The organism is Cerasicoccus frondis (genome assembly GCA_031296915.1).
Lineage (GTDB): Bacteria > Verrucomicrobiota > Verrucomicrobiia > Opitutales > Cerasicoccaceae > Cerasicoccus > Cerasicoccus frondis.
Genome location: JAVDPC010000029.1, coordinates 24,109 through 50,141, shown reverse-complemented (window position 1 = coordinate 50,141; position 26,033 = coordinate 24,109). Strand labels below are relative to the sequence as shown.

Annotated in this window: 25 protein-coding genes; 14 read left to right on the top strand and 11 right to left on the bottom strand. The window is 56.9% G+C overall.

Annotated features, from left to right (window positions below):
- Positions 1-4: 4 nt before the first annotated feature.
- Positions 5-1,117: an efflux RND transporter periplasmic adaptor subunit gene (locus RBB63_RS18635; RefSeq protein ID WP_309386542.1), complete on the bottom strand. Its 1,113-nt coding sequence runs from the start codon at positions 1,115-1,117 to the stop codon at positions 5-7.
- Complete coding sequence (locus RBB63_RS18630; protein ID WP_309386541.1) at positions 1,117-2,520, bottom strand: TolC family protein; 1,404 nt, start codon at positions 2,518-2,520, stop codon at positions 1,117-1,119. Before RBB63_RS18630 ends, RBB63_RS18635 begins: the two co-directional genes overlap by 1 nt.
- 120 nt (positions 2,521-2,640) lie before the next feature.
- Here RBB63_RS18630 and RBB63_RS18625 point away from each other — a divergent pair, with 120 nt between their 5' ends.
- Together RBB63_RS18625 and RBB63_RS18620 are read left to right on the top strand one after the other, a co-directional pair.
- Entirely contained in the window at positions 2,641-3,354 is a 714-nt protein-coding gene (locus RBB63_RS18625) for a 16S rRNA (uracil(1498)-N(3))-methyltransferase (protein ID WP_309386540.1), read from the top strand.
- A gap of 45 nt (positions 3,355-3,399) precedes the next feature.
- Positions 3,400-4,089 (top strand): glycosyltransferase family 2 protein, encoded by a 690-nt coding sequence (locus RBB63_RS18620; RefSeq protein WP_309386539.1) that lies wholly within the window; start codon positions 3,400-3,402, stop codon positions 4,087-4,089.
- Between the two features lie 183 nt (positions 4,090-4,272).
- On the opposite strand, the gene ilvB is transcribed toward RBB63_RS18620, so the two are convergent.
- On the bottom strand, positions 4,273-6,048 hold the full coding sequence (gene ilvB / locus RBB63_RS18615; protein WP_309386538.1) for a biosynthetic-type acetolactate synthase large subunit: 1,776 nt from the start codon (positions 6,046-6,048) through the stop codon (positions 4,273-4,275).
- Positions 6,049-6,270: 222 nt separating this feature from the next.
- Here ilvB and RBB63_RS18610 point away from each other — a divergent pair, with 222 nt between their 5' ends.
- The 8 genes from RBB63_RS18610 (at position 6,271) to plsY (ending at position 15,764) form a co-directional block, all read left to right on the top strand.
- On the top strand, positions 6,271-6,954 hold the full coding sequence (locus RBB63_RS18610) for an NAD(P)-dependent oxidoreductase (RefSeq protein WP_309386537.1): 684 nt from the start codon (positions 6,271-6,273) through the stop codon (positions 6,952-6,954).
- Between the two features lie 51 nt (positions 6,955-7,005).
- Complete coding sequence (locus RBB63_RS18605; protein ID WP_309386536.1) at positions 7,006-7,803, top strand: TIGR00282 family metallophosphoesterase; 798 nt, start codon at positions 7,006-7,008, stop codon at positions 7,801-7,803.
- Positions 7,804-7,937: 134 nt separating this feature from the next.
- Positions 7,938-10,109 carry a hypothetical protein gene (locus RBB63_RS18600; RefSeq protein WP_309386535.1) on the top strand — a complete coding sequence of 724 codons (2,172 nt, stop codon included), beginning with the start codon at positions 7,938-7,940 and terminating at the stop codon, positions 10,107-10,109.
- Positions 10,110-10,121: 12 nt separating this feature from the next.
- On the top strand, positions 10,122-11,720 hold the full coding sequence (locus tag RBB63_RS18595) for a HEAT repeat domain-containing protein (RefSeq protein WP_309386534.1): 1,599 nt from the start codon (positions 10,122-10,124) through the stop codon (positions 11,718-11,720).
- A 5-nt stretch (positions 11,721-11,725) separates the two neighbouring features.
- The gene (locus tag RBB63_RS18590; protein ID WP_309386533.1) at positions 11,726-12,886 is read left to right on the top strand and encodes a DNA cytosine methyltransferase; all 1,161 of its coding nucleotides are present in this window, start codon (positions 11,726-11,728) and stop codon (positions 12,884-12,886) included.
- A complete protein-coding gene (locus RBB63_RS18585) occupies positions 12,886-13,293 on the top strand; it encodes a very short patch repair endonuclease (protein ID WP_309386532.1) in 408 nt (135 codons plus the stop codon). The genes RBB63_RS18590 and RBB63_RS18585 overlap by 1 nt, the downstream gene beginning before the upstream one ends.
- A gap of 140 nt (positions 13,294-13,433) precedes the next feature.
- Positions 13,434-15,056, top strand: coding sequence for a phosphoglycerate dehydrogenase (gene serA / locus RBB63_RS18580; RefSeq protein ID WP_309386530.1), 1,623 nt, complete (start codon positions 13,434-13,436; stop codon positions 15,054-15,056).
- A gap of 105 nt (positions 15,057-15,161) precedes the next feature.
- A complete protein-coding gene (gene plsY / locus RBB63_RS18575; protein ID WP_309386528.1) occupies positions 15,162-15,764 on the top strand; it encodes a glycerol-3-phosphate 1-O-acyltransferase PlsY in 603 nt (200 codons plus the stop codon).
- Between the two features lie 163 nt (positions 15,765-15,927).
- Here the strand turns inward: plsY and RBB63_RS18570 are convergent, their stop codons facing one another.
- From RBB63_RS18570 to RBB63_RS18545, 6 genes are all read right to left on the bottom strand, one after another.
- Entirely contained in the window at positions 15,928-16,578 is a 651-nt protein-coding gene (locus RBB63_RS18570) for a PEP-CTERM sorting domain-containing protein (RefSeq protein WP_309386527.1), read from the bottom strand.
- A 79-nt stretch (positions 16,579-16,657) separates the two neighbouring features.
- Positions 16,658-17,560, bottom strand: coding sequence for a 4-hydroxythreonine-4-phosphate dehydrogenase PdxA (gene pdxA / locus RBB63_RS18565; RefSeq protein ID WP_309386526.1), 903 nt, complete (start codon positions 17,558-17,560; stop codon positions 16,658-16,660).
- Positions 17,561-17,605: 45 nt separating this feature from the next.
- The gene (gene lpxA, locus RBB63_RS18560; protein ID WP_309386525.1) at positions 17,606-18,346 is read right to left on the bottom strand and encodes an acyl-ACP--UDP-N-acetylglucosamine O-acyltransferase; all 741 of its coding nucleotides are present in this window, start codon (positions 18,344-18,346) and stop codon (positions 17,606-17,608) included.
- 83 nt (positions 18,347-18,429) lie between these two features.
- Complete coding sequence (locus tag RBB63_RS18555; RefSeq protein WP_309386523.1) at positions 18,430-19,041, bottom strand: hypothetical protein; 612 nt, start codon at positions 19,039-19,041, stop codon at positions 18,430-18,432.
- A gap of 105 nt (positions 19,042-19,146) precedes the next feature.
- Entirely contained in the window at positions 19,147-20,352 is a 1,206-nt protein-coding gene (gene aroB / locus RBB63_RS18550) for a 3-dehydroquinate synthase (protein WP_309386522.1), read from the bottom strand.
- A 108-nt stretch (positions 20,353-20,460) separates the two neighbouring features.
- Positions 20,461-21,207: a TorF family putative porin gene (locus RBB63_RS18545; RefSeq protein ID WP_309386521.1), complete on the bottom strand. Its 747-nt coding sequence runs from the start codon at positions 21,205-21,207 to the stop codon at positions 20,461-20,463.
- Positions 21,208-21,414: 207 nt separating this feature from the next.
- Here RBB63_RS18545 and RBB63_RS18540 point away from each other — a divergent pair, with 207 nt between their 5' ends.
- From RBB63_RS18540 to RBB63_RS18530, 3 genes are all read left to right on the top strand, one after another.
- The gene (locus RBB63_RS18540; RefSeq protein WP_309386519.1) at positions 21,415-21,822 is read left to right on the top strand and encodes a DUF423 domain-containing protein; all 408 of its coding nucleotides are present in this window, start codon (positions 21,415-21,417) and stop codon (positions 21,820-21,822) included.
- 99 nt (positions 21,823-21,921) lie between these two features.
- Positions 21,922-22,893, top strand: coding sequence for a transaldolase (tal, locus tag RBB63_RS18535; protein ID WP_309386518.1), 972 nt, complete (start codon positions 21,922-21,924; stop codon positions 22,891-22,893).
- Positions 22,894-23,050: 157 nt separating this feature from the next.
- The gene (locus RBB63_RS18530; RefSeq protein WP_309386516.1) at positions 23,051-23,686 is read left to right on the top strand and encodes a thioredoxin domain-containing protein; all 636 of its coding nucleotides are present in this window, start codon (positions 23,051-23,053) and stop codon (positions 23,684-23,686) included.
- A gap of 11 nt (positions 23,687-23,697) precedes the next feature.
- Here the strand turns inward: RBB63_RS18530 and RBB63_RS18525 are convergent, their stop codons facing one another.
- Positions 23,698-24,465, bottom strand: a complete 768-nt coding sequence (locus tag RBB63_RS18525; protein ID WP_309386514.1) for a hypothetical protein — start codon at positions 24,463-24,465, stop codon at positions 23,698-23,700.
- 147 nt (positions 24,466-24,612) lie between these two features.
- Between RBB63_RS18525 and RBB63_RS18520 the strand changes: the two genes are divergently transcribed.
- Positions 24,613-25,293 (top strand): hypothetical protein, encoded by a 681-nt coding sequence (locus RBB63_RS18520; protein WP_309386513.1) that lies wholly within the window; start codon positions 24,613-24,615, stop codon positions 25,291-25,293.
- Positions 25,294-25,316: 23 nt separating this feature from the next.
- Here the strand turns inward: RBB63_RS18520 and RBB63_RS18515 are convergent, their stop codons facing one another.
- A complete protein-coding gene (locus RBB63_RS18515) occupies positions 25,317-26,027 on the bottom strand; it encodes a hypothetical protein (RefSeq protein WP_309386511.1) in 711 nt (236 codons plus the stop codon).
- Positions 26,028-26,033: the final 6 nt, after the last annotated feature.

Here is a 26,033-nt window from a genome sequence, read left to right as displayed (position 1 = left end):
CAGCTTATTCGATCACTTCAACTTTATCGCCATGCTTGAGTTCGCGTGGGTCTTCGGTCACGACCTGCTCGCCTTCCTTAAGGCCACCGGTGATCTCGGCTTGGACGAGGCCCACGAAACCGAGCTCGACGGCGCGCTCTTCGACTTGGTCAGCATTGACGACGAAGACGGCGTTGCCGAGCAGAGCACGACGCGGAATGATCAAGGCGTTCTCGCGGCTGGCTTTGGTGACCGAAGATTCGCCGGTCATGCCGTCCACGAGGTCGCCTTCCTCGGCGTTGGCGAGTTCCACGAAAATATCGCGGCGCTTGGTTTCGGCATTGGACGTCGGCAGCAACTGGGATACCTGGCCAGTAAAGAGCTTGTTGCCGACGCCGAGCAGCTTGAGCGACACAGACTGGCCGGGGCGGATGCCGGGGTAATCCTCCTCGCTGATGCTGATGCGCACGAGCTTCTGGTTGCTGAGCACGCGGGCGAGGACAGTTGGGCCTTCCACGTAGTCGCCCGGAAACACTTGAGCATCGATCATCAAGCCGTCGATAGGGGAGCGGATTTGCATGTCGCTGCGGCGCTCCTCCAGTTGGCGGATCTGTTGGGCGAGGGACTTCTCCGATTGCTCCCAGTCGAGGTATTGCTGGCGGACTTGGCGCTCGAGCTTGATCACGGCGCGCTTGTCTTTTTCCAACTCGGACTGCGGGTAATTGCCGCCATCGGCCAGGGCCTGATTTTGGTCAAGGTCCTGTTTGGCGGTCTGTAAGTCGGGTTCCAGCGGCGAACCGTTGGCAATGCGCTTTTTGACGGTTTCGAGCTCGAGCTTGAGGTTTTCGATTTCGAAATCGAGGTCGCGCGTGTCTTGTTGGAAAACTACTTGGCCAGCAGTTACGGGCACGCCGCCCCGGCTTGGGTCGTAGGCAGACTCGATGATGAGCCCGGGTTCGCGGTTTTTTAGCTCGATGTCGAGTGCGGCCTGCACGCTGACGTTGCCCGAAATGGCGTCCAGTGCGGTGCCGCGTTGCACGGCCTTGGCTTTGACTTGGGTGCGGGAGTTAAGCAGCGGAATCGCGGCCAGCGCGGCAATCACGACGAGCGCCAATAAAATTTTCCACAGGGATTTCATTACCAGAAAAAGTTCTCATCGAATTCCTCTTCGACTGGTTTGATCGCCGGGTGCTTCGGAGCGCCGAAGGGATCCTTGCCGTAAAGAGAGAGTAGTTCGGTAGAGTTGTTGAACAGGCTGAGACGGTAGTTGGCGAGAGTCAGGCGGTCGGCCAGCAGGGTGTTTTGCGCGCTGAGGAGGTCGTTTTCAGTGGCGGTGTTTTTCTCGCGGTCCACCTGCACGCGCTTGAGCTGGTTGTCGCTCAGGCTCACTCGGCGCTCCCATAGGGCAATGTCACGCTCGATCAACTTGCGTTCGCGTTTGAGACGCTCGACGTCGAGCTTATCCTTTTCTGCGATGTGCTCGGCCTGGACTTGCAGGGCGCGCTGCTCAGCCTTGGAGCGGATCTTTTCCCATTTGGTCTGAAAACCGTCGAAGATGTGCCAGTTTACACGCAAGTAAACGGCGAGCACGGTACGGTCGATGTTGTCGCGACCTTGGGTGGCGATCTGGTCCTGATAAGCCTCGGTGACGAAGTCGAGCAAGGGCAGGTTTTGCGAGCGGATTTGCGTGTAGTTGGCCTCGGCAATGTTGAGCTGTTGTTGTTTGTTTAGATACTCAACGGAGGGGGGGGCTTGGCTGGTAATGATCTCTGCGGCGGACTCGGCTTCCTCGAGCGCCAAGGCTTGAAAGCGCTGCAGAAGCCCATCGGTTGGTCCATTGATCGGGCCTTGCCAGCCGGATGCCAGACGCAGGTCTTCCTCCAGCATTTGGGCTTCGTCGCGCGAGCGGTCGAGCTGGATGTCGGACTCTTCCAGATTGAGTCGGTCGCTTTCCAATTGGTCTGCCGTAATGCGACCTGCATCGGACTGCTGTTGGCTCCGGGACAAGCTTTGCTGTAAGCGATTGGACTCTGCTTGGTAGAAGCCAACTTGTTCGCGGGCGAATAGCAGACGAAGGTAGAGGCTGCGCACGCGGAGGGTCAGTAGGCGATAGGTTTCCTGATAATTGTTGTCGGCTATGGCCTTTTCAAATTTACCAATGTCGCGGTGGGCGTCGAGTGCGCCCCAGTGGTAAAGCTCCTGTTCCAGACGGGCGATGCCAAACGGCTGCGTGGTGTTCTGGTAGGTTGGGTCGCTGCTCCGGAATTCACTGCGGTTCATCATCTGGAGATTCAGGCGAACCTGTGGCCATTTTGGCGCCAAGCGAGACTGCTCAGCCGCTTCCGCCGCTTGGACCTGCGCGCGGCGGATCAGCATGTCGGGCGATTCTCCCTCCATTTGCTTCAAAATGGACTCCAGCTCCGGGAAAACCGTCTCGGGCAAGCTGAGGGTGGCGTCCGCCTGGACGTGTGGCGCCGCCAGTAAGGCAATGAGGGCAGCCGTTGTGCGAATCAGCGTCTTGGTGAGTGGTGCTCCGAACATGCGAAAAAACGAGTAACAAGCGGGAAGGGCGGGGGGATGGCAAACATTTTCCTTTTTCCAAGGCGGGTTGTGCGGTGATAAAGGTTTGCCGAGGGGGGAGGTAACCCTGACGCTGCTGCCGTGAATCTCATTTTGTTCCAGACGGCTGAAGAAGCGGCGCTGATTCCGACCAACGACCCCCGCGCGAGGCACATTCGTGAAGTGATCCGGCTGGGCGTGGGTGATCCCGTCTATGTAGGGGTGGTGAATGGCGTGCGCGGCCTGGGCAAAATCGTGGAAGATGGCCCCGCTGGCATGCGGCTCGATATCGCTTGGGAAACGCAGGCGCCGGTCACACACCCGATTCGGTTATTGGTGGGCGTGCCGCGTCCGCAAACTGCACGCCGCGTGCTCTTCGAGGCCGCGTGTCTCGGGGTGGCCGGACTGGATTTCTTTCAAGCCGAAAAAGGTGAGGCCTCGTATGCGAGCAGCAAACTCTGGTCGAGCGAGGAATGGCGTGAACGTCTTTGGCAGGGGGCGGAGCAGGGCTTTGCCACGCAATTGCCCGAGGTGCGGCATTTTCCCAAATTGGCTGATGCCCTTACCGCTGTCGCCACGCCGGGTCAGGCTGCGCTCGATGTTTATGAAGGAGTTGGGCCGCTGTCATCATTGAATCTGCCTGAGCAACCGACCACGCTCGCCATTGGCGCGGAGCGAGGCTGGTCTGCGAAGGAGCGGGATTTGTTGCGTGGCGCTGGTTTTCAACTGGCCAGCCTGGGCGAGCGCGTCTTGCGAACGGAAGCTGCTTGTCTGGCAAGTGTTTCTGTATTGTTGGCCGGTTGGGGACGGATGTGATTTTGCCTCGCTTTTACGGGGATCGCCCGCATACGGTGTCCCGCGATGAAACTATCTATCGTTATTCCGTGTTATAACGAGTCTGCTACTATCGAATCTGTCATTGCTGCGGTGAAAGCTTCGCCCGTGGACGATATGGAAATTATCGTCGTCGATGACTACTCCACTGACGGCACCCGGGACATTCTGGAGGCAAAAATAAAGCCGGAAGTTAGCCAGATCGTTTATCACGAGGTGAATCAGGGCAAGGGCGCCGCGCTGCGCACTGGTTTCAAATCAGCAACGGGCGACATCGTCATCATTCAGGATGCGGACCTGGAATACGATCCGCAGGAATACCCCAAGCTACTCAAGCCGATTCTGGACGGCAAGGCGGATGTCGTTTATGGCTCGCGTTTTGCCGGGGGGGAATCCCATCGCGTGGTTTACTACTGGCACATGCTGGGCAACAAGTTCCTGACGTTTCTTTCCAACGCCTTCACCAACATCAATCTCACCGACATGGAAACCTGCTACAAGGTCTTCCGCAAAGAGATCATTGACCAGATCGAGGTTGAGGAAAATCGTTTTGGCTTCGAGCCCGAGATTACCGCAAAGGTGGCGAAACTCAAAGTGCGCATTTTCGAGGTAGGCATTTCCTACTATGGCCGTACTTACGAAGAAGGTAAAAAGATTGGTTACAAGGACGGTTTCCGCGCAATCTACGCGATTTTGAAGTATAACCTCTTCAAGTAGGGGTTGTTGTACGAATGTAGAAACGGCTTCTAGCCGCTTTATTTGCTAAATCGTCCAAAGCGGCAAGATGCCGCTTCCGCGTAAAAACAAAAAACGCGCCCCGTATGGGACGCGTTTCGAAACACTTTCGTTTGCCTCGCAGCTATCGGCCAGCGGCCGACTCTCCGGTGCAGCGGGACGCTGCTAGTCGGTGAGGATTTCCTTGGCTGACTTCTTCTGTGGGATGAACGGCAGCACGTGCTCAGTGTAGGGCACGATGAGGTCGAGCAGGAAGGGCCCTTCGGTGTTGACCATCTCTTCAATGGCGGCCTTGAGGTCTTCCTTCTTATAAACGCGCTTGGCGGGGATGCCGAAGCCCTGGGCGACGGTTACGTAGTCCGGGTAAATCGCATCCATGTTGTCCGGGCCGCCGATGTTGTTCGGATCGCCGAGAATGGTGTGGCCGCGAACGCCGTCGTAGAAGCGGTCTTCCCACTGCACCACCATGCCGAGGTGCTGGTTGTTCAGAACCAGAATCTTGGCGTTGATCTTTTCGATCTTGGCCGTGGCGAGCTCCTGAATGTTCATCAGGAAGGAGCCGTCACCGTCGATGTCGACAACGAGCTTGTCCGGGTGGGCAACGGCGGCGCCAAGCGCAGCCGGGTAGCCAAAGCCCATCGTGCCAAGGCCGAGAGAGCTGATGAACGTGCGCGGCTCGCTGATGTGGTAATACTGCGGCGCCCACATCTGGTGCTGGCCCACGCCCGTGGCGATGATCGCCTCACCCTTGGTGACTTCGAACAAGGTCTTGATCGCGTCCTGCTGCAGGATGTGTTCGCTGGGCTTGTAGTGGAAGGGATACGGATGCTCCTGCTTCCATTGGTTGATCGTGGTGAACCAGGCGCTCAGGTCAGGCTTCTTGAAGTGGCCAGCCTTGATGAGTTCGATCATCCGGGTCAGCGCATACTTGACGTCCGTGTAAACGGTCTGATGCGCGAACTTGTTCTTATTGAACTCGCTTTCGTCGATGTCGAAGTGGACGATGTGCGCGTTGGGCGCAAACTTGGAAACGGTGCCGGTAATGCGGTCGTCGAATCGGGCGCCCAAGGTGATGAGCACATCGCTGTCGCAAACGGCCCAGTTACCGGCCACGGTGCCATGCATGCCGAACCAGTAGAGGCTCTGTGGGTGGTCAGCCGGGAAGGCGCCAAGGCCCATCAGCGTCGACGCAACGGGCACGCCGGTGAGCTCCGCGAATTCGCGCAGTTGAGGGCTGGACTCCGAGGAGATGATGCCGCCGCCAATGTAGAGCGCGGGCTGTTGGCTGTTTTCAATTTTCTGGAGGACCTCGATCAGCTCTGCGTCCGAGGCGTGGGGGACCGGGCGCATGCCGGGGATTTCAACCTTCGAAGGGAACACAGGCTCCCAGATCTTCTGCTGAACGTCCTTCGGGATGTCGATCACGACGGGGCCTGGGCGGCCGGTCGTAGCGATTTCGAAGGCTTTCTTCACGATCATAGGCAGCTCTTCAGCTTCGAGGACGAGGAAGCTGTGCTTCACGATCGGCAAGGTCATGCCGAAAAAGTCGGTCTCCTGGAAGGCGCTCTTACCGATGAGTTCCTGGAACACCTGGCCAGTGATCGCAACCAGCGGGATCGAGTCCATGAATGCGTCGGCGATGCAGGTGATGAGGTTCGTTGCGCCGGGGCCAGAGGTGGCCATGCAGACGCCGGCCTTGCCGGTGGAGCGGGCATAGCCGTGCGCCATGAAGCCGCCGCCTTGTTCGTGGCGCGGCAGGATGGTGCGAATATTGTTGGAGCGGGTCAGGGCCTGGTGCAACTCCATCGAAGCCCCGCCTGGGTAAGCGAAGACGACGTCGACACCCTCACGCTCAAGGCAAGCGACGAGAACGTCAGCGCCTTTCATAGCGGGACCTTTCTCATCCTGTGGCGGGAAGTTAACGACTGATTCGGTTTTCATTGTCTTCGATGTGTTTGGGTTATTTTCGTATGTGGAAAACCCTCCATCCTTGGCATTCGCACGCCAAAGGCAATCCCAAAGCGGGATGTAGGGCTCAAGGGCGCGGGAAGCTAGAGTGGGGGATGCCAGTGGGCAAGGATTTATTCACACCACCTTGTCACGCAGAGGTTAAAGTTCAAACTCTTGATGGACTTTAGTGAGGAGTGGCGCAATCTACCGTGCATGCGTAAAGCCTGCATCATCGGCGCCTCGGGGAAGCTCGGTCAATACATGGTCCGGCATTGTCTGGAGCGTGGCTATGAGGTGGTGGGTGTGTGTCGGCCGCAAAGTGTGGGGAAGCTAGATGCGTTCAAGGACCGGATAACGATCATCCCGGGCCGGACCAATGACCGCGCGGTGATCGAAAAAGCGGTTGCGGGCTGCGATGGTGTGCTGACTGTCCTTGTGCCGTGGGGCGTGGATGACTATTCTTCTGGGACGGCGCAGGCGGTGTTGGATTTTGCCGAGCCGGATGCGCGCCTCGTATTCTCCTGTGGCTGGCACATTACCAAGGACGGGCAGGACCAGTATTCGAAACTATTCACGACAATGCTTACAGTCGTGAGTAAAATCACGCGCTTCCTGCGACTGGTGGACATTGATGATCAGGTCGAGGCCTGTCGTCGTATCTTTGCGAGTGATCGGCGCTGGACCGTAGTCCGTGGCAGCGATTTGGAGGAGGGCGAGAGCGAGGGCTTGCCTGCATGGTCGCACCACGTGGGTGACGAGATACTCAAAAGCAACCTTACGCGGCGCATCGATTTTGCACTATTCATGGTTGCGGCGTTGGAAGACGATTCGCTGATCCACGAAGCGCCGGCTATTGTGAGCTGCCAGTCGGAATCGGCTCTCGCCGTGGAAAGTTAGGGGCGTCGCAATGGTTACATCAAACTTTAACCTTTAAACTTTAACCTCCCCATGCGTGCATGGGGCATGCGCATTTTATTCATTGGCGACATCGTCGGAAAGCCCGGGCGGGCATTTGTCAAAGCCCAGGTTCAATTACTCCGGGAGGAGCTGGAGCTCGATTTCGTCGTGGCCAATGGTGAGAACGCCGCCGCCGGTTCGGGGCTCACGGGTAAAATCGCTGGCGAGATTCTGGATTCGGCAGTCGACGGCATTACCTTGGGCGATCATGTCTGGGATCAGCGTGGATTTGTGGATGAAATCGGGACGTTGGCCAGTGTTTGTCGCCCGGCGAACCTCCCCCCCGAAAACCCTGGTCGCACGCATCTTATCATTGAGCGCAAAGGCATGAAGCTGGGCGTGTTCACCGTATTGGGACGCACGTTCATGAAAACCAATGCGGACTGCCCGTTTCGCTGCGCGGACGCCAAGATCGCCGAATTGGACGGGCAATGCGACGCGATTTTGGCTGAAATTCACGCCGAAACCACTTCGGAAAAAGTCGCCATGGGCTGGTACCTGGATGGCCGCGCTCAAATGGTGGTGGGCACGCACACGCACATTCCAACGGGCGATGCGACAATCCTGACACGGGGCACGGCTTACCACACCGACGCCGGGATGACCGGCCCCTATGAAAGCATTTTGGGCCGCGAAATTCAGCCGATCGTCCTACGCTTCCTTGATGGCCTACCTCGTGTTTGGCCCGTGGCGACGAATGATGTGCGCATTTGTGGAACTTTGGTTGATATAGATGTCGAACTAGGCATCGCCACCAAGTGTGAGCAGTTCACGCTGCGTGCACGGTGATCTGATAAACTACGATTCTCGCGAACAGGGGCGGAATTGGCTGGAGCAGGCAGATAATTTCTAATTCACAGTTTGAAATTCGCGTGCTTTCGCGCCATTCGTAGTTAAAACCATTTGTTTCTAAATCCTTTTCCATGACCGGCTTCGATACCCCATTCCCCGCTTTGGCCATTATGCTGGCGGGTTTGGCGGCGGCGGGTTGGGCGCTGTGGAAACGTCCCCCCGTCATGAAAAATGCGGCCTGGGGGCTGGCGGCATTACGCGTGGTCGGTGTGGGGTTGATCGTCCTGTTGTTGCTCAATCCCTTTGTTTCGCGGCAGTTACCGGACGCGAGTCAATTTGCAGTGGCGATTGTCGGCGATGTTTCCCGGAGCATGGAAACGGCTGATTTGGCGAAAGCGCAGACTCGCTTGGGGGTGCTGCAGGAGGCCCTGAAGACCGATGCCGAGGACAATCTCTGGGCGCGTTTGGCAGAGCAATATGCGCTGGAGCCTTCGACGATTGCGGCTGGTTGGCAAGCTGGCGCGGATTGGTCGGCCCGCAGCGGCGACACCGCATTGGGCAACGGGCTGAACCAGCTTCTGAACACGCGGACTCTAGACAGCGCGCAACTGGGGGGCGCCTTGTTGCTGAGCGACGGCATTAACTTACAAGGCGAGCGCTTACCCGACGCCGCTGTGGCTTGGCGCGAAGCGGGCATTCCGATCAGCGTCGTGGGCATCGGTGAGCCAACCCCGCCGGGCGACATTGCGGTTCAGTTTTCCAGCGCTCCCGAGTCCGCTCCGTTGGGCGAACCGCTGACGCTGACGGTTTCCGTGAACAATTACTTCAGTGAGGCGCGCAAGGCCGAGGTGCAACTTTTTGCGCAGGATGTATTAATTGAATCCCAAGCGTTGGAATTGCCGGCTGGTCAGGAAAGCCAAGTCACTTTCAGCACGATCCCGGAAGCGCCAGGATTGCAAGTTTACCGTGCGATGCTCAAGACGCCTGCCACTGGTGATTATAACCGCGCCAACGACTTGGATTATGCGGCGGTGGACATTACCTTGCCGCAAAACCAGAGCCTGCTCTACCTGAGCGCGCGGCTGGGGCCGTTTTGGCGTTATTTGCAGCAGGCGCTTGGCGACGACGACCAATTGCAGCGGCTGTGCATTATTCAGACCGGCCCCGAGCGCTTTTATAAACAGGGCTTTGGCGATGGGGACGCTATGGATGAAACGGCGACCGGATTTCCTGAAAGCTCGGAAGAACTCTTTCCGCACTCAGTGCTGATCGTGGATATCTCCGCCGTAAACGCGATGAAACCCGAGTCCCGCGAGGGGCTGCGAGATTATCTGCTGCGACGGGGAGGGGGGGCGCTGTTTCTCGGCGATCCTAATGAAATGCCGGAAGACCTGAAGGCTTTGCTGCCCGTCCGCGAGGGCGAGTTGGGCCGCGTTTTGAAGCAAACGCCGATCGAGCTCGCGCCGCAACCGGTGTTTAAGGACGCCAAGGCCGGCGTCTTGTCTATGCCTCCTGGTCCCTATTTGCCTGCGGAGACGTTGTTTTTCCAGCCAGCGGGCTTGTCGTTGGGTGCGCGGGTCGCAGCGGAGACTGAGCGCCCTGGGCTACCGGTGTTGGCCGTTCATGCTTACGGCGCGGGCCGTGTCGCCTACCTGGGCACTGAAAGCACCTGGCGCTGGGCGTTGACCAGTGCGCGTGAAAACGAGCAGCACACCGCATTTTGGCAGCAGTTGGTTGCCTGGTTGGCGATGGGAGGCAAGCCTCGCGTTGAATTGCCGCTCCAGGGCGAAGTGGTGAGTCTGGGCGGTCCAGTAGCCTTGGACATCGAAGTGCGCGGCAGTGATTTCCGTCCCTCTGAAGACGCCCGCATCCGCGCGACCGTTACCGCGCCCAACGGCGATATTTTGCCCGAAGTGGACTTGATCCCGGAAGCGGCGGACCCAGGGCATTTCGCGGGTGACGCATTGCTGGACCAGCCCGGTGAGTATCGTGTCGATTACGAAATTGAATTCCCGGATGGCGAGGTTTTGCAGCACACGGCTTATTTTGCCGCGCGCCGCGCCGGACGTGAAAACGAAGATCTTCGCTTCCGTGAAAGCGTTTTACGCGACGTGGCGCGGATTACTGGTGGCGAGTACTTCACTTGGCAGGAGTTGGACGATATTGACGAGCTGAGGCTTTCCAGCAGCATTCCACTGATCGAAGAGCGGACGCATTGGACGCGGAATTTCGCGTTTCTGCTGGCCTTATTGGCAGTATTTGGCATTGAATGGTTCTGGCGGCGTAGCCTTGGGCTGCGTTAGGGTAGATTGATCATGCGATTTGAGAAACAGGATACGGGAAATGCGCGGAAGGCTGGATTAGTCAATGTTGGCGCTCGTTTGTTTTCTCTTGGCTTGGCTAGCTTGTTGTTAGCGTCCTCGGTGATCGCGCAGAGTAATCAGTTTGATCGCTCCATGTTGCCGCCTGAGCTACTGCCCGAGCCGAAACTGACGGTGCAAGAGCGGGACACAATCAATCGCGCTTTGCAGGACCTGCAATCCGACAATGCTGAGCTGCGAGCAGGCGCCGCCATGTTGCTGGGTAAGTATCACGCCCGTCAAGCCAAGCAAGCCGTGATCCGCGCGATGGGTGACCCCAGTGCGCGTGTTCGCCGCGCGGCGTTGGTGTCGATTGCGGAGTGGCGTAACGGATTGCCAGCGCAGAACGTGGAACCGATTTTGCTGCACATTGCCGATGAGGACGTGGAGGTGCGCCGCATGGTGTCGGCCATGATCCCACAGCTCATGAGCATTTGGCGCACGGCGCGTATGATTCGCCCGGATATGCGTAATCAAGAGCTGAGCCCGAAAGTTCGTGGCGCGCTCAAGGGCGCTTTTCACGATGAGGATGCTTTAGTGCGTCGCAATGCGTTGATTAACTTTAATAACCTGAGTGTGAACATTTCGCCGGAGGTGTTTGTGACGCTCATGAGCGATCCTGACCGTGGGGTGCGGCTTGACGCCATTCCGTTGGCAATTAGTTATGCCGACCCAGAGGTGTGGGCTGAGCCCGCTCAGTCCATTGTCGACGGAGATGATCCCGCTGCATTGCAACGGTTGACTGCGGAACTCGGCCGCCGTGGCTCGCCACAAGGCGTGGCGCTGCTTCAGCAGATTGCCGCATCGGACAATGCAGAGATTTCCGCTGAGGCGCATTTGGCGTTGTTTCGCTGGTCAGGTGATCCACAGGAATTAAATTGGCTGATCCAGGCGCTCGCTGCAGATCGTTTGACGCAGGATCAAGGCCAACGTCTCTTACAAATCTTGCGCAACTATCGAGAACTGGCCGAGCCGCTGGCGCCCAAGTTGACCGAGCTGCGTAGCTCGGTGCTTCGCGCGGAGGCCGTGCGTCTGTTCCTCAATTTAAACCTCGCAGGTGAGCATCCGGAGATCATGAAGCGTTTGCTGACCGACTCCAGCCAGGAGATTCGCACGATGGCCGTCACGCATTATTATGCGCGACCGGAATTAGTGTCTGAGGACTTGGTGTTCACGCTGCTGGACAACCCGTATCCCGATGTGCGTGCTTCGCTCGTGCAGATGGCGCTCCGGCAGCCGCGCAAGGAGGCGGAAAACCTCTTGCTTGACCTGATGCTCGACGAAGCGGTCGATGTGCGCGTGGCTGCGATGGAGGCTGTCAGTGCGATGCAGGTTGATGGCTGGACGGACATTGTGGCGGCGTCTCTTGAAGATCCAGACCTCGCGATGCAACGCAGTGCAGTGGTGATTTTGCTGCGCGAGCGACAATTTCCGGAGCGTGAGGCGATCTTGCGCGACTATGTTGAGGACAATCCCAAGAGCCCCTTGGCGCCGCGTATTCGCTCCGAGCTCAGTGGCGGCAAGGTGATCGAAATCGACATGAACAACCTTTAGGGTGGATGAAGCGCGGGGGGGGATACTACGAGTTTTTCGCTGGTGGCGGCATGGCGCGGATGGGGCTGGGGCCCAATTGGCGGCCGCTGTTAGCCAATGACTGTGACGCGAAGAAGAACGCTGCCTACCGTCGAAACTGGGGCACCGATGAGCCGCTTGCTACGAGGCCGGTCCAGGAGCTTGCGGCGAGTGATTTACCCGCGTGCGCCGAGCTGGCTTGGGCATCCTTTCCCTGCCAGGATTTATCGCTGGCCGGGGGGGGCGCGGGGCTGGCTGGGCAACGGTCGGGCTCGTTCTGGGCTTTTTGGGGCCTGATGCAGTCGCTGGCAAACGAAGGTCGGGCGCCGCAGTGCGTTGTGCTGGAAAATGTGGCCGGTTTGCTCACTTCTCACCATGGACAAGATTTCCGCGCTTTGGCGCAGGCATTGCAGGAGGGGGGGTATCGCTTTGGCGCACTGCTGATGGATGCGGTGGATTTCCTGCCGCAGTCGCGTCCGCGCTTGTTCATTGTCGCCGTGCTGCGTGGTGAATCATTGCCTGCTGAATTGGCGTCTGACTCGCCGAGCGAGCATTTTCACCCGCTGGCCTTGCGACAGGCTTACGAACGTCTGGGCGAGGATTTACAACGTGACTGGGTCTGGTGGCGCTTGCCGAAACCAGCGGCGCGGGACATTGATCTGGCGGACTGCATCGAAGCAGAACCCACCGGCGTGAAATGGCATACGCCCGAAGAAACACTGCGCCTGCTCTCCATGATGGACGCCAAGCATCGCGCCAAGTTGGGCCAAGCCCAAGCTGCCCAGCAGCCCATGGTGGGGACGATTTACCGCCGTACGCGTGTCTGTGACGGTCAGCGTATGCAGCGGGCGGAAGTGCGTTTTGATGGCGTTGCGGGCTGTTTGCGGACTCCTGGGGGGGGCTCCAGTCGGCAGACTTTGATTTTCGTCGACGGTGATTCGGTTCACACACGTCTGCTTTCGGTGCGCGAAGCTGCGCGCCTGATGGGCTTGCCGGATAGCTATCAACTTCCCGCGCGTTACAATGAAGGGTACCATTTGATTGGCGATGGCGTGGCCGTGCCGGTCGTACGCTACTTGGCGGCGCATTTACTGGAGCCGCTGTTAGCGCAGACCACATTGCGGGACCGAACCTCCGTTTCGGCCTGATGCGGGAGGACCCAGCGACGCGATCCCGCATCATGCGGCGGGTGAAGTCGGCGGACACGAAGCCGGAGCTGACGGTCCGTCGCCTGGTCCATGGGCTTGGTTTTCGTTATCGTCTGCACGTCAAGGATCTGCCGGGTAAACCGGACTTGGCGTTTCGCCGTCGGAAGAAAGTCATTTTCGTCCATGGCTGTTTCTGGCATGGGCACGACTGTGTGCGTGGCGCTCGGACTCCTAAGAATAATCGGGATTACTGGTTGGCGAAAATCGCGCGCAACGTCTCCCGTGATCAAGCGCACCAGTTGGCTTATGCCGAAATGGGCTGGCGCGTGTTGATCCTTTGGGAATGCGAACTGAAAGACGAGGCTGCGCTGGCTGAGCGTTTGCAGGGGTTTCTTGCCAATGCATGAGGACGGCCTCAAGCTCAGTGGAGACGCGTTGAGCTAATCTGGTCAAGCAGTTCCCCTTATTAAACCTCTGCTTCGGGCTGTTTTAACTTTTTCTACGGTTGCATTTCGCCCGGGGTCGCGTTCAATCCTTTGCTTCCATTATGAAAATCCTGGTCGCAGACAAAATCTCGCCTTTGGGCATCGAACATTTCAAGCAGCAGCCTGGCGCCGAAGTCATCGTTGCATGGGAAGTCGTGTCGGATTGGTCCCCCAAGAAGAATCCTGAGCAAGTTTTGAAGTTGCTGGCGGAGCATCCGGACGTGGAAGGCATCGCCGTTCGTTCTGACACCCAGGTAACCGCTGAGGTCATGGCCGCCGCGCCGAAGCTGAAAGTTGTCGGTCGTGCTGGCGTAGGTGTGGACAACGTAGACATTCCCGCCGCCACTGAGCGCGGCGTGATCGTCATGAACACCCCCGGTGGCAACACGATTGCCACGGCGGAGCTGACTTTTACTCACCTGCTTTGCGGTTCGCGCCCAATTGCCCGCGCGGACAAGGAAATGAAGGATGGCGGCTTTCCCCGCAAGAGCCTTCCCGCTGGCGCTGAGCTTAACCAGAAAGTCCTCGGCATCTGTGGCCTCGGCCGCATCGGCGCTGAGGTCGCCAAGCGCGCACAGGCTTTCAACATGACCGTGCTCGCCTTTGACCCATACTTGACCGAGTCTCGCGCCGAAACGCTGGGCCTCAAGAAGGTCGAGCTCGAAGAAGTCTTTGTGAAGAGCGATTACATCACGGTGCACATGCCGCTGACGCCGGAAACGAAGTACATGATCGACGAAGCCGCCATCGCCAAGATGAAGGACGGCGTGCGTCTCTTCAATTGCGCCCGTGGCGGCATCATCAAGGAAGCAGCGCTCATTGCTGGCCTCGAAAGCGGCAAAGTCGCCGCCGCCGGTCTCGACGTATTTGAAGACGAGCCCCCCGCAGAAGACAGCCCACTGCGCAAATTCCCCACGGTCACGCTGACCCCACACCTCGGCGCCTCCACTGCCGAAGCTCAGGAAAGCGTGGGCATCGAAATCGCCGAGCAAATGGCCGACGCCCTCAATGGCGGTATGGTTCGCAACGCGATCAACATGCCTTCGATTGACCCCAAGGCCCTCGAAGCGCTCAAGCCGTATCTGAACCTTGGCGAAAAGCTGGGCAGCTTCATCCAGCAGCTTTCCAAGGACACGGTTGAGAAGCTGAACATCACTTACTACGGCAAGATCACCAAGCTGGACACTACGCCGCTTTCACGCGCCGTTCAGCGTGGCTACCTCGGTCGCATTTCGCCGAACGTCAACGACGTCAACGCCCCCAGCAAGCTCGAGCAGCTTGGCGTGGAAGTCATGACCAGCAAGAGCAGCGTCGACGCCAATTACACGGAGCTCATTAAGGTCGAGACCGTTGAAGTGACAGGCAAGGTGCGCACCGTGGCTGGCACGCTCTTTGGCAAGAGCCAGAGCCCGCGCATTGTCGAAATCGATGGCCACGGCGTCGAAGTCAACACCTCGGGCACACTGCTCGTGGTGAAGAACAAGGACGTTCCCGGCATGGTCGGTCTCCTGGGCACGGTGCTCGGCAAGGACGGCGTAAACATTGCCAACCTCTCGCTGGCTCGCGATCACGGAGAAGGCTTTGCGATCAGCGTGGTCGAGCTCGACAGCGCTCCTTCGGAAGCCGCCCAAGCGGAAATCTCCAACCACGAGCACATCGAGAAGTTCAAGATCATCGAGCTTTAAGCTTGGTTCGAAGGCTCGAAAAGTTTGAAGGTTCGAAGGTTGTTGCCCAATGACAATCACGCCATAACCTACGAACATACGAACCTTCAAACTTTCGAACCTTAAATGAACATTCTGGCCGCCATTGGAGCACTGCTCGTTGGGTATTTACTCGGCGCGATCTCGTTTGCTGTCATCATTGGCAAGAAGCACGGTGTCGACATCCTCAAGGTCGGCAGCGGTAATCCCGGCGCGACCAACGTCAAGCGGGCTATCGGCAAAAAGGCGGGCAACCTTTGCTTCGCGCTGGATGCGCTCAAAGGCTTCGTCGCTACGCTGTTGCCTCAGTTAGTCGTGGATAGCGAACACGCACTTGCGTTTGCGATCATTGGTCTGGTGGGTGCGATTATTGGTCATAGTTTTTCGATCTTTATTGGCTTCAAGGGGGGGAAAGGCGTCGCCGTCACCATGGGCGGGCTGCTCGCGCTGGCGCCGTTGGTGCTGATCTGCGGCCTTCTCGTTTGGGTGGCCACGTTTTATACTTCGCGTTACGTTTCGCTGGCCTCGATCGCCTTCGGCGTAAGCCTCCCGCTCTTGGCGCTGATGGCGGGGTCGCCAGGCTTACTGGTTGCATTCTTCGCCCTGCTCGCCGCGTTGATTATTATCCGCCACAAGGGCAATATTCAGCGTCTATTAGCTGGAACCGAAAATCGCTTCACCAAGAAGTAGGCGAGCGCTTTCAGCCTTGGAGATTTCGTTACCCTCTTTGTCTCGCTTTCTTCAGTCTGATAATTTGCGCGCAAAAATTCTTTAATTACAAAGTAAAAGCCCCGGCTCATTGAGCCGGGGCTTTCGCGTAGTGGTAATTTATTTATGGCTAATAAACAAAGTCTTATTTGCGGCGACGGTAGATGGCCAAACCGAGCATCATTATGCCAGCAATCATCGCGTAGGTCGAAGGCTCGGGAACGGCATAGGTGCCAATTGGGAATGGTGTTGCAGCAGTTGCATTCGTTGTTTCTCCATCGAGTGCATTAATTCCGCTGTAATACCAATTGCCAACATTGAACGTGCTGCCGTCAGGGCCCGTTCCATCGATACGATAGGCCCATCCGTCGAGGTAATCCCATGCTAGACCAGAACCATTGGCATTGATGTCACCGAATACGTCAATTACCGTGCCGTTTTTGAACAATTCTACTGCATCATTTCCGTTAACATTGGTGGCGTTTGAATCAGTAAAATCAGGAGTAAAGCCGAAGAAATTTTCGAATGCAGTGGCATCGAGATCTACGTAGATAAATTGACCGGATGATGCGCTACCCGAGAATGTGAATTCCTCGCCATCAGTTCCGCCACCATTATTGGCAGCACCTAATCCAAAAATCGAAAGATCTGGAATCGCCTCAGTTGCGTAAAGTTCGACTGTCTTGGGAATGCCACCTGAGAGTGGACCATCAAATACGCCTGTAATGATGAGCTGTGCGTTTGCGTTGAGCGCCAGCAGTGCGCTGGCGGAGAGTAATAGAGCAGTTTTCTTCATGGAAATACGTGGTTTGATTTTCGTTTTCCATTATAACCACATCCTGTTCCAGTTTTCGCGCACTCGGGCGACAAATTCGTTACAAAGCGATTTTTTCCGCCAATCTAACGGCATTGGCGAAGCTGGAGATGCCTGCACGGCCTTTACCAGCGATGCCGAAGGCGGTTCCGTGGTCGGGACTGGTCCGAACGAAGGGCAGGCCCAGGGTAATATTGACCGATTGATCAAAATCGACCGCCTTGAGCGGGGCGAGGCCTTGGTCATGGTACATGGCGATGATGACATCGAATTCGCCCTGAAGTTGACGCCAGAAAAGTGTGTCGCCGGGCTGACAGCTGGATAGACCCGGGTAACGGTCGCGCAGATTTTCCAGAATGGGGTCGATGACGCCTTGCTCCTCGTAGCCAAGCAGCCCGCCTTCGCCAGCATGTGGATTCAGCCCGCAAACGCCAATGCGGGGTTGGGCGGCGCCCAGGCGTTCGGCGAGGAATGCGGCGTTTTTCACGGCGCGCCCAATAGTCTCCTCGTTTAAATGATTGGGCACTTCGGCCAGCGGAATGTGCCAGGTGGTGAGGAGCACGGTGAGCTTGCCGCCCGCGAAAGCCATGGACGGTTCGCCGTACCAGCGCTCCGCAAAGAACTCGGTTTGGCCAGGGTGAGACCAGCCAGCCTGCTCCATCCAGTGCTTGCTGACGGGAGCGGTGACGACCCCCCGGTAGCGCTGCTGGCGACAGCCGTAAGCGGACTCTTCCAAGGCTTCCAGCGCAATGCGCGCGCCTTCAACTGTCGGCTGGCCGGGCGTGGCGACAAAGCTGCGGTCGCCGACCGGCACGGGGTTGGCGCACTGAATATTATCCAACCACGTTTGCGGACCGATCACACTGACGTCGCGCTGGCGGTCGGGGTTTTGAGCGAGCCATTGCTCAATGATTTCCGGGCCGACGCCGGCTGGATCGCCGCAGGTAATGGCAAGAGGGAGCATGGAAATTCAATTTGAGAACTGCGATTCGGGTTGAAAGGAAGGCGGCTAGTGGCGGGGGCGGGCAAATTTCCGGCCTTCCGATTCGGTGAAAAATTCGAGGAACTGCTTGCCGCGCGCAGTCGTCGACAGGCCGTTGGCGAGCGCTGCTGTTGCTTTGGCAACTGGGCCACCAAGCTCCTTGCTCAGGTAAACTGCGCGGTAGCAGCGCTTGATGTCGGAAATTTCTTCGGCTGTGAAGCCACGGCGCTTGAGGCCGATCAGGTTTAGGCCTGCGAGGTTGTTGTCAGTTCCCGTCATGACGAATGGCGGCACATCGATGGTCATGCGCGCCAAGCCGGCAATAATCGCGCCTTCGCCGATGCGGGTGCGCTGTTGGATGGCCGCATTGCCACCGAAGAACACGTTGTCCCCCACGGTCACGTGTCCGCCAAGCAGGACGCCATTGGCGAGGATGACGTTGTTGCCGACGACGCAATCGTGCGCTACGTGGCTGTTGGCCATGAAAAAGCATTTCTCGCCGATCTCGGTGAACTCGCCTTCGTGTGTGGAGCGGTTGATCGTGACGCCTTCACGAATCACGGTGCCTCGGCCAATACGGACGCCGGTGCTCAGAGACGTATCGAAACCCAGGAACTGCGGATCACCGCCGATCACGGAAAAATGGTCCACTTTCACGCCATCGCCGAGCACGGCGCCAGCCTTGACGATCGCAAACGAGGCAATCTCCACGCCTGCGCCCATTTGCGCACACTCATCCACCATCGGCTGATTAAAATTCCCGTTCATGTCTAATTATCGTTAGCCAGCGCTAAGGGCTCAATCAAGCGAGCAATGTGAGTTTTCACGATGCTGGGCAACGTGGGCAAGGGTTATCCCTTGGTGTTGAAGAGGTCCATTTGAGGACTCTTGACCATGTCGTAGTTTTTCAGAATTCGCAGGGTTTGGAGGAAGTCGTCCTTGGAGTAGTTGTGGTTGATCTCGATCTTGCCAAGGATGTCCTGCAGCATCGAGCGGAACGAAATGATCGCGTCTAAGCCTACGTCTTGGAGGAGCTTGATGGACTCGCTTTTGTGAGGCTCGTGGGTGGGGAGGCCGGGTAGCACGAGGATTTTCATGAAATTGCCCAAGTCGCCTACTTGATCTTTTTCAATGGCGAAAAGCTCCTCAGCGCGTTTGTAGACATCTTTCTCCAGGAATTTGAAAATATCAGCGCTGCCACGGAGGGTGGCGGGGGTAAATTTTTGGCTGTGCCACCCTTTGACGAACACCACGGCGCGGTGAATGAGCGGTAGTTCGTTGGAGAACAACATAAAGTTCGGCTTTCGGCTTTGTGGGCGGTAGCCGGGATTCCAGACGATCAAGTCGATCTCTTCTTCACTGCGCTTGGCGCGGCTCTGGACTTGGTATTTTCGCATTTGCCGGACGAGGAACCCGTTCAGTTCGAAATATTCGCGGACTATGGTTTCGTCGATGCCAGCCATGATGTCAGTCTTTAGACGCGTAATCTGCGTCGAGTAGAGCTATCTGTATGAACGAATTATTCTTTTGGCAAGTCGTTAAAAATGAAGCCTTTGCGTGTGCATTGGCTACTGGGCGCCTGCATCCAGCCAAAGCTGACGCACCAGGGATTCATCGACTTCGTTCACCGTGACAGCCTGGCCAATGGATTCCATGGCGACAAAGCGCAGCTTGCCCGCCTTGACTTTCTTATCCCGCATCATGGCGGCCATGAGCCTGTCGATGCTGACGGGGGGGGCGGGCATGTCTTCCGGGCAGTCGTCCATGATCGCTACATTATTAGTGGGGAGCCAGTGATAGTCGGCGTGGCGGCTATGGCGCTTCAGCGGGCAGTGGAGGCTGGTGGGTAAGTGATAGCGCGCGATTAGCGATTCCACCTGTGCAATGTCATCTTCGCTGATGCCCATGCCGGGCAAGGCTTTGGAGAGTTTGGCCGCAAGCACGAGGCCAATCGCCACGGCTTCGCCATGTAGGTAAGTCCCGTAACCAGCGACGTTCTCAATGGCATGCGCAAAGGTGTGACCGAGGTTCAGGAGGGCGCGACCGCCCGACGCCGCGGTTTCCTTTTCGTCGGCTTTGACGATTTCCGCCTTTATCTCGCAGCAGCGGTGAATGATGCCGGGCAGCGCGGGGTGATCCCAACTGAGCGGCTTTTCCAAGTCGCAGAGCTGTTTGAAGAGAGCTGGATCGTATAGCATGCCGTATTTAATGACTTCGGCCATGCCGGCTGAGAATTCCCAAGGGGGGAGGGTGCTGAGCAAATCCGTGGATATGTAGACGGCCTGAGGTTGCCAGAAGGCTCCGACCAGATTTTTACCTGCCGGGATATTGATGCCGGTCTTGCCGCCGACAGAGCTGTCGACCATTGCCAGCAGGGTGGTGGGGACTTGGTAAAAATCGATGCCGCGTAAATAGCTGGCGGCGGCAAATCCACCGAGGTCGCCGGTTACGCCGCCACCGATCGCCACCAGACAACCGTCGCGGGCGACGCGCTGTTCCGCGAGGCAATCGAAGATTGCGCCAAGCATAGTCATGGACTTGGCGGTTTCGCCTTTCGGGTGAGTCGGAATGGTATAGGCGGTTTCGCGAATTCCGGGCATCGCCTGGATCAGCGCCTGATCAATCAGCGCGGCGACCTTACCTTTGCGGGTCTGGAGGTCGCTGAGCAGTTGCGAACTTGTGTCACTGGCGATCCAAATGGGGTAGCTGCGTTCGCCCAATTCGACGATTAGTTTTTGGGTGGAGGGGGGGGCGGTGGGAGTGGATTCGCTCATGGTGGAAAGGGATCAGCAAAAGCAAATTGCCGACATCAGGAAAGCAAAAACCCGCGCTGGATTGACCAGCGCGGGTTTGAAAGTGATGAGTGTTAGCTCAGACTAGGCTTAGTAAGCGAAGCCGAGGGTCGCACCGAACCAGAGCTTGGACTCGCCGCCAACATTTACGCCAGCACCCTTGCCGTCGTTGTTGATGGACCAGCGACCACCGATCGAGCTGGATACGTTCTCGTTGAGAGCGTAAACGAGGTCGAGAGTGATGCCACCGTAGGTGTAACCGTTGTGGAGACCGCCACCGAGGCCGCCTACGTCTTGCGTGTCGACGAAGCCAAGGTATGCACCGGTGTCGAGGGACAGACCTTCAACGCTGGCGTATTCGCCGAGGTCGAGGCTGTAACCGATGGAGAACTCAAATACAGTCTGCTCGAGGTCTACGTCATAGTAGAAGTAAACAGCAGGGCTGAGGAGAACGTCAGCGGAAGCACCGAGGAAGACTTCACGGCTACGAGTCAGGCCACCAACACCGGTGTCTGGGTAGTAGTAGTATGTGAAACCAGCATCAACGGTGAAGATGTCGGTCACCGGGTATGCATAACCGGTGTAGAAATCGATTTCGTTGGCGTAACCAGCAGAGATCGGCTGCATGGTCCAGATACCAGCATAGAGGTCGCCGCCGAGTACCGAGTAGCCGAAGTCAACGCTTGGCTGGAAGGACTCTTGAGCGAGCTTGGACGAACGGAAAACGTATTCCGATTCGTAGTCGAAGGTGCCGGCGATGGACAGATCGCTGAGGAAATCAGCGGAAGCTGCCGTTGCGACGCCAGCAAGAGCGATAGTCGCGATGGTCTTTTTCATTTTGTGTGTCAGTTAGGTTTGTTTGCTAGTTTTTTGAGCTGGTTAGGCTCAACAGGACGAACAATTTCAAAATACGTTCAAAAAAACAAGATTTTTTTCGAATTTTGTTTGAGCATGTCGTATGCCGATTAGTTGTCTTTCTTTACATAACCGCCACAAAAGTCCCTAATACTTTGGATTTTGTGCAAAAACCAAGGGTATCTTTGTATGAGTGAACACAATCGAACAGCTTATTTTTCTAATCCATGTCTAGTAGCGACCGCTGCCGTGCTGGCCTTTCTCGCGGTGGCGTTGGGCGCTTTTGGGGCTCACGGGCTTAAGGATATGTTGGAGGCGAGCGGAAAGGCCGAAACCTGGCAGACGGCGGCGGATTACCAGTTCTGGCATGCGCTGGCGCTACTGGCGCTGGGCTTGGCCCCGGTTAAGGGACGGGCGATCACGGTTGCAGCGGCGTTTTTCGTGCTGGGCGTTTTGCTTTTCAGCGGCTCGTTGTATTGGCTTTGTCTGAGTGGTTTGCGCTGGCTGGGGCCTATCACGCCACTGGGTGGGATTTGTTTTCTGGTCGGCTGGGGGATTCTGGCGGTAATTGCCGTTAAATCTGCGCTTAAGGATTGAAGTTGCTCCGCCTTTGGTGTCATGTTCAGCAAACACGCTGGCTAATTAAGAAACCACTAAACCATTGGCCACACTGCCATACCTATCAAATACCACAACATGAGCACCCAAACAGCCACGAACCAACTCGAATCCCTCAAGCAATACACCAAGGTGGTTGCGGACACCGGCGATTTTGAGTCCATGAAGGAATACCAGCCGCAGGACGCGACCACGAATCCGTCCCTCATTTACTCTGCGGTGGAAATGCCTGAATACGGCGCACTCTTTGACAAGGCGATTGCTGATAACAAGGGCTCGAGCCTGACGGGCGACGCCTTGAGCCGCCAAGTCATGATCGACCTCCTGGTCGCTTTTGGCTCCGAGATTCTGAAAATTGTCCCCGGTCGCGTATCCACGGAAGTCGACGCCCGTTTGTCTTTTGACATCGAGGGCAGCGTCGACCTCGCCCACGATATCATTGCCTTGTATGAAAAGAACGGCATTTCCCGCGAGCGCATCCTCATCAAGCTGGCGACGACCTGGGAAGGGATTAAGGCCGCAGAAATCCTCAAGAAGGACGGCATTAACTGCAACATGACGCTGCTCTTCTCCATGGCGCAGGCCATTGGCGCAGCGGAAGTCGGCGCACAATTGATCTCGCCGTTTGTTGGTCGCATTCTCGACTGGTATAAGGCTTCGACTGGCAAGGAATACGTCGGCGCCGAAGACCCGGGCGTGCAGTCCGTGCAGGCGATCTACACGTATTACAAGAAGTTCGGCTACGAGACTGAAGTCATGGGCGCGAGCTTCCGCAACACCAGCGAAATCATCGAGCTGGCCGGCTGCGACCTATTGACCATTAGCCCGAAGCTCTTGGGTGAACTGGCCGCGACCGAAGGCGTGCTTGAAAAGAAGCTCGACGCCGCGAGCGCCAAGGAAGCCGATGTCGAGAAGATCTCGATGGACGAAAAGACCTTCCGTTGGATGCTCAACGAAGATCAAATGGCGACCGAGAAGCTCTCCGACGGCATCCGTCGCTTCGGTGTCGACATCGTCAAACTCGAAAAGAAGATCCTCGCCGCGCTTTAAGTCGCCGAGTCCTATTTTTCACGAACCCAGGTCGTTCTTGGCCTGGGTTTTTTTGTTGATAACGGGTTGTGCGCGCCCTCATTTGATTCCGTAATTTTTATTCCCGAATTGTGATTACTTCTCGCTTTCGATTGTTTCGTTCTGCAAATTCTCGGATGTGAAATGGATTTTTGCAGGTCTGTTATTTGTCTTGCTCGGCGTGGCCTTCGTTCAATGGAGGGACGTGGATATTTCTTCGCTGCTGTCAGCGAGCAATGACGGTAATCTGGAAGAGACGTCATTCCTGGAAAAATTAAAGAATCCGTTTTCTCAGACGGTCGAATTAACGGATGTTGAGGGGCGGACGCTCTCCTGCCGGGTAGTGGCCGTTCGGGATGGGGAAGTGGAAATTATTCGAACCGTTGATGAGCAGCGTTTCACTTTCCCGCTGAAGCGGTTGAGCGAAGAGAGCCGCGAATTGCTAAAGCAGCCTAAGTTCTCATCCGCCTCAGGAAAGCCGAAGTCTGGTTACGATTTATATGATGAAGCGAAAGAGCACGTGCGCGTGATCGTCGTTGTCTCCGACAATACGCCCCATACGACGGAGGTGAAGCGGTTCCTGACCGGGCAGGATTTTCATTACGTTGTTTATGACGCAATCAAATCAACTCGTGGTCGTGAGCTGTTGGAACAGCATGGGCTGACGCATGGCCCCGCATTCATCGTGGGCGATCGGGTGATGGTTGGGCTGAACGCCAGCCGTCTGCATCAGGCGATCATCGACGAATACCAGGAAAGCCAGAGTGGCGATTAGATGAAACGTGCCTAGCTTTGCTGCCGACGTCGCCACACTGCCGCGAGAGCGACGCATCCGGCCAAAGCCGCGAATGCTCGCGGCTCGGGGACGTTGGCAATGTTGATGTTGTCAGCAGCAAAATCGAGTGTGCCCGCCGAGGCGTTCGCATGAACCCGGAGCGTGCTGTAGTTGTCATTGGTGATGACGTAGGATGCGATTGACAGGTCAGTCAGGGAGCCGGATTCCTGAACAACTCCAAATGTATCTACTTCGGCAACGTAAACGTCGTAGGTAGCCGTTTCAGGTTTGATGGTAAACTGGATGAAGTATGGCGTGTCGGCGGCGAGATCGATGCCGACATCTTGAAAGACAGAGTCATCCCGAGCTTCCCAGTCGAGGTTATCGCCGTCGGAAACAACGCGTAGATCGCCAAAGCTTTCGCCACCATAGTTACCGTTGATCACCGAGAACTCGCCGCTGCTGGGGATGCTGTCTGAGGAAAGGACTATGTACAGTGAAATGGTGTATTCACTGGTATAGTCGAGGTTGGCCGTGTTGAATTTATAGACCCGACGGGCATCCTGGCCATCTGAAGTGCTGCCATAGCCAGCTTGCGCGCCGCCAATAGATGAATCAAGGAAGCTGGGCGTTGTCGCGGTAAAGCCAGCTGGCGCATCCCAAAATGAGTTCCCCCAGTCCGAAGTGTCTTCGCCGGATTCGAACGTTTGGATCAGCGTGCCAAATCCAAACACGGATGGCGCTGCGACGAGGGCGAATAAATAACAGTAGGGCTTCATGACTCTGGCATAATAAGTCTTAATGGGATTTGGGCCATTAAATTAGCATAAGGTTCATTGCCCTGTAAATTTGTCGGTTCCAGGGTTTACTCGCATAGGGGATCTAAGAACTTGTCTCCAAGGTTCTCAGTTTGCATGATAGGCGTCATGCTTACTACTGGAGCCTTCGGGAGGATATTGGCGCTTGCTGCTTGCTGGCTCTGGGCTGGGCACAGTGCTATTGCCGTAGTCGAACTGCCGCCTTCCCAATCGGCCCAGGGCTTTTTGGCGAGGTTATTAATCAACGAAGCGCCTTTTCCCGGAGAGCATGGCTACGTGTCGGAGTCGGATTCACGGGCGGCGATGGAGGCCATTTTGTTGACGTTGCACGCGCGTAGCGTTGCTTTGCCCAAGCCCTATACGCGGATGCAGGTGGCGGACACCAATTCGGCAAATATTCTCGATGTGATCACAGCGGGGGGCGTGCGTGGGCAGGTGGATGGCTTTTACCGTGAGGCGAACGGGCAATTGGCGATGGTCCCACGCGTGCATGAGCGCATTCAATACCTGACTGGCATTGCCGGGCAGGGGAAGCCGGGCCGTTTTGCGCGTTTGCTCAACTATGCGGTCGCGATCAGTAACGAATATTTCGCGGGTGAGCTGCGGGTGGTGGATCGCTTTGGCAACCTGACCTATGTTGGCGGCACTCCGGTTACGGGCGGATCTTACGCCTGGATGACGAACCATCCAAAATTTCATCCTAAGGGCTATTTTGTGAAGATTCCTGATCGGGATTACGGCGCCTTGGGCGGCAACCGTTTCTTCACGCTAAAGCGCATTGAGCAGTGATACGCCAGCGACGCTGGTAATCCCTAAACGCGAAAGCGAATGACGCGATAGACACTGCCGTCGTCTTCTGGCAGCAGCAGAAATACGTAATGGCTGCCTTTTCGCACCGTTTGGGAGCCGGAATAAACGATGGCCCAATCGTCCTGGAGTTGGGCGGCGCATTTGATTTCAAATTGCAGGTCTGAGCCGACCGGGCGGAGCGAAATCTGTCTGGACTCAAGCGGTTGCAAAGTGAACTTCTGGTCGCCCGCCAGACAAGCGATTGTCAGGTTGCCCAGATTGAGAACGAGCGCCTCGTTGGAAGCTGCTTCAATACGGGCGAGATCGAGCGGCAGGAGGGCATAGTGTTGCCCCTGCTCAACCAGGGTCAGCATCGTGCGCTGTTCGTCGAGACTCAGGCGTTGAGATGCGACTAGTGAATACGCGGGCTGACCAGCCGCATCGGTCCCGCTGCGACGGTAAAGCTTAAACTCCGGATCGCCGATGTAGGGAAACTCTGGCGTGCGTTGGCCAGCCTTGATGGAAATCTCATGCGCTTCGCCGGAACTGAAGTAATACAGTTTTTCCGTTTTCCGTTCAGCTCCGCGGGCGACAGCTTGCGCGCCTTTGGCGCGACCGCCCACCAGGTAAAGGCTAACTTGGCAATGAACGCTAGGGGGCGCCTCCTGAGCATGCGCCAAGGGCATCATGAAGCAGATTAGGGCAAGAATTTGGGCGAGTGTTAGAAAGCGCATGATGGA

Coding starts and splice junctions, on each gene's coding strand:
- RBB63_RS18600 (WP_309386535.1), top strand. CDS start 7,938: ATGACCGGCTTCGATACCCCATTCCCCGCTTTGGCCATTATGCTGGCG.
- RBB63_RS18605 (WP_309386536.1), top strand. CDS start 7,006: ATGCGTGCATGGGGCATGCGCATTTTATTCATTGGCGACATCGTCGGA.
- lpxA (WP_309386525.1), bottom strand. CDS start 18,346: ATGAACGGGAATTTTAATCAGCCGATGGTGGATGAGTGTGCGCAAATG.
- RBB63_RS18635 (WP_309386542.1), bottom strand. CDS start 1,117: ATGAAATCCCTGTGGAAAATTTTATTGGCGCTCGTCGTGATTGCCGCG.
- RBB63_RS18525 (WP_309386514.1), bottom strand. CDS start 24,465: ATGAAGCCCTACTGTTATTTATTCGCCCTCGTCGCAGCGCCATCCGTG.
- RBB63_RS18630 (WP_309386541.1), bottom strand. CDS start 2,520: ATGTTCGGAGCACCACTCACCAAGACGCTGATTCGCACAACGGCTGCC.
- plsY (WP_309386528.1), top strand. CDS start 15,162: ATGAACATTCTGGCCGCCATTGGAGCACTGCTCGTTGGGTATTTACTC.
- RBB63_RS18585 (WP_309386532.1), top strand. CDS start 12,886: ATGCGGGAGGACCCAGCGACGCGATCCCGCATCATGCGGCGGGTGAAG.
- pdxA (WP_309386526.1), bottom strand. CDS start 17,560: ATGCTCCCTCTTGCCATTACCTGCGGCGATCCAGCCGGCGTCGGCCCG.
- aroB (WP_309386522.1), bottom strand. CDS start 20,352: ATGAGCGAATCCACTCCCACCGCCCCCCCCTCCACCCAAAAACTAATC.
- RBB63_RS18540 (WP_309386519.1), top strand. CDS start 21,415: ATGAGTGAACACAATCGAACAGCTTATTTTTCTAATCCATGTCTAGTA.
- tal (WP_309386518.1), top strand. CDS start 21,922: ATGAGCACCCAAACAGCCACGAACCAACTCGAATCCCTCAAGCAATAC.
- RBB63_RS18520 (WP_309386513.1), top strand. CDS start 24,613: ATGCTTACTACTGGAGCCTTCGGGAGGATATTGGCGCTTGCTGCTTGC.
- RBB63_RS18555 (WP_309386523.1), bottom strand. CDS start 19,041: ATGGCTGGCATCGACGAAACCATAGTCCGCGAATATTTCGAACTGAAC.
- RBB63_RS18545 (WP_309386521.1), bottom strand. CDS start 21,207: ATGAAAAAGACCATCGCGACTATCGCTCTTGCTGGCGTCGCAACGGCA.
- RBB63_RS18610 (WP_309386537.1), top strand. CDS start 6,271: ATGCGTAAAGCCTGCATCATCGGCGCCTCGGGGAAGCTCGGTCAATAC.
- RBB63_RS18595 (WP_309386534.1), top strand. CDS start 10,122: ATGCGATTTGAGAAACAGGATACGGGAAATGCGCGGAAGGCTGGATTA.
- RBB63_RS18570 (WP_309386527.1), bottom strand. CDS start 16,578: ATGAAGAAAACTGCTCTATTACTCTCCGCCAGCGCACTGCTGGCGCTC.
- RBB63_RS18515 (WP_309386511.1), bottom strand. CDS start 26,027: ATGCGCTTTCTAACACTCGCCCAAATTCTTGCCCTAATCTGCTTCATG.
- serA (WP_309386530.1), top strand. CDS start 13,434: ATGAAAATCCTGGTCGCAGACAAAATCTCGCCTTTGGGCATCGAACAT.
- RBB63_RS18620 (WP_309386539.1), top strand. CDS start 3,400: ATGAAACTATCTATCGTTATTCCGTGTTATAACGAGTCTGCTACTATC.
- RBB63_RS18590 (WP_309386533.1), top strand. CDS start 11,726: ATGAAGCGCGGGGGGGGATACTACGAGTTTTTCGCTGGTGGCGGCATG.
- ilvB (WP_309386538.1), bottom strand. CDS start 6,048: ATGAAAACCGAATCAGTCGTTAACTTCCCGCCACAGGATGAGAAAGGT.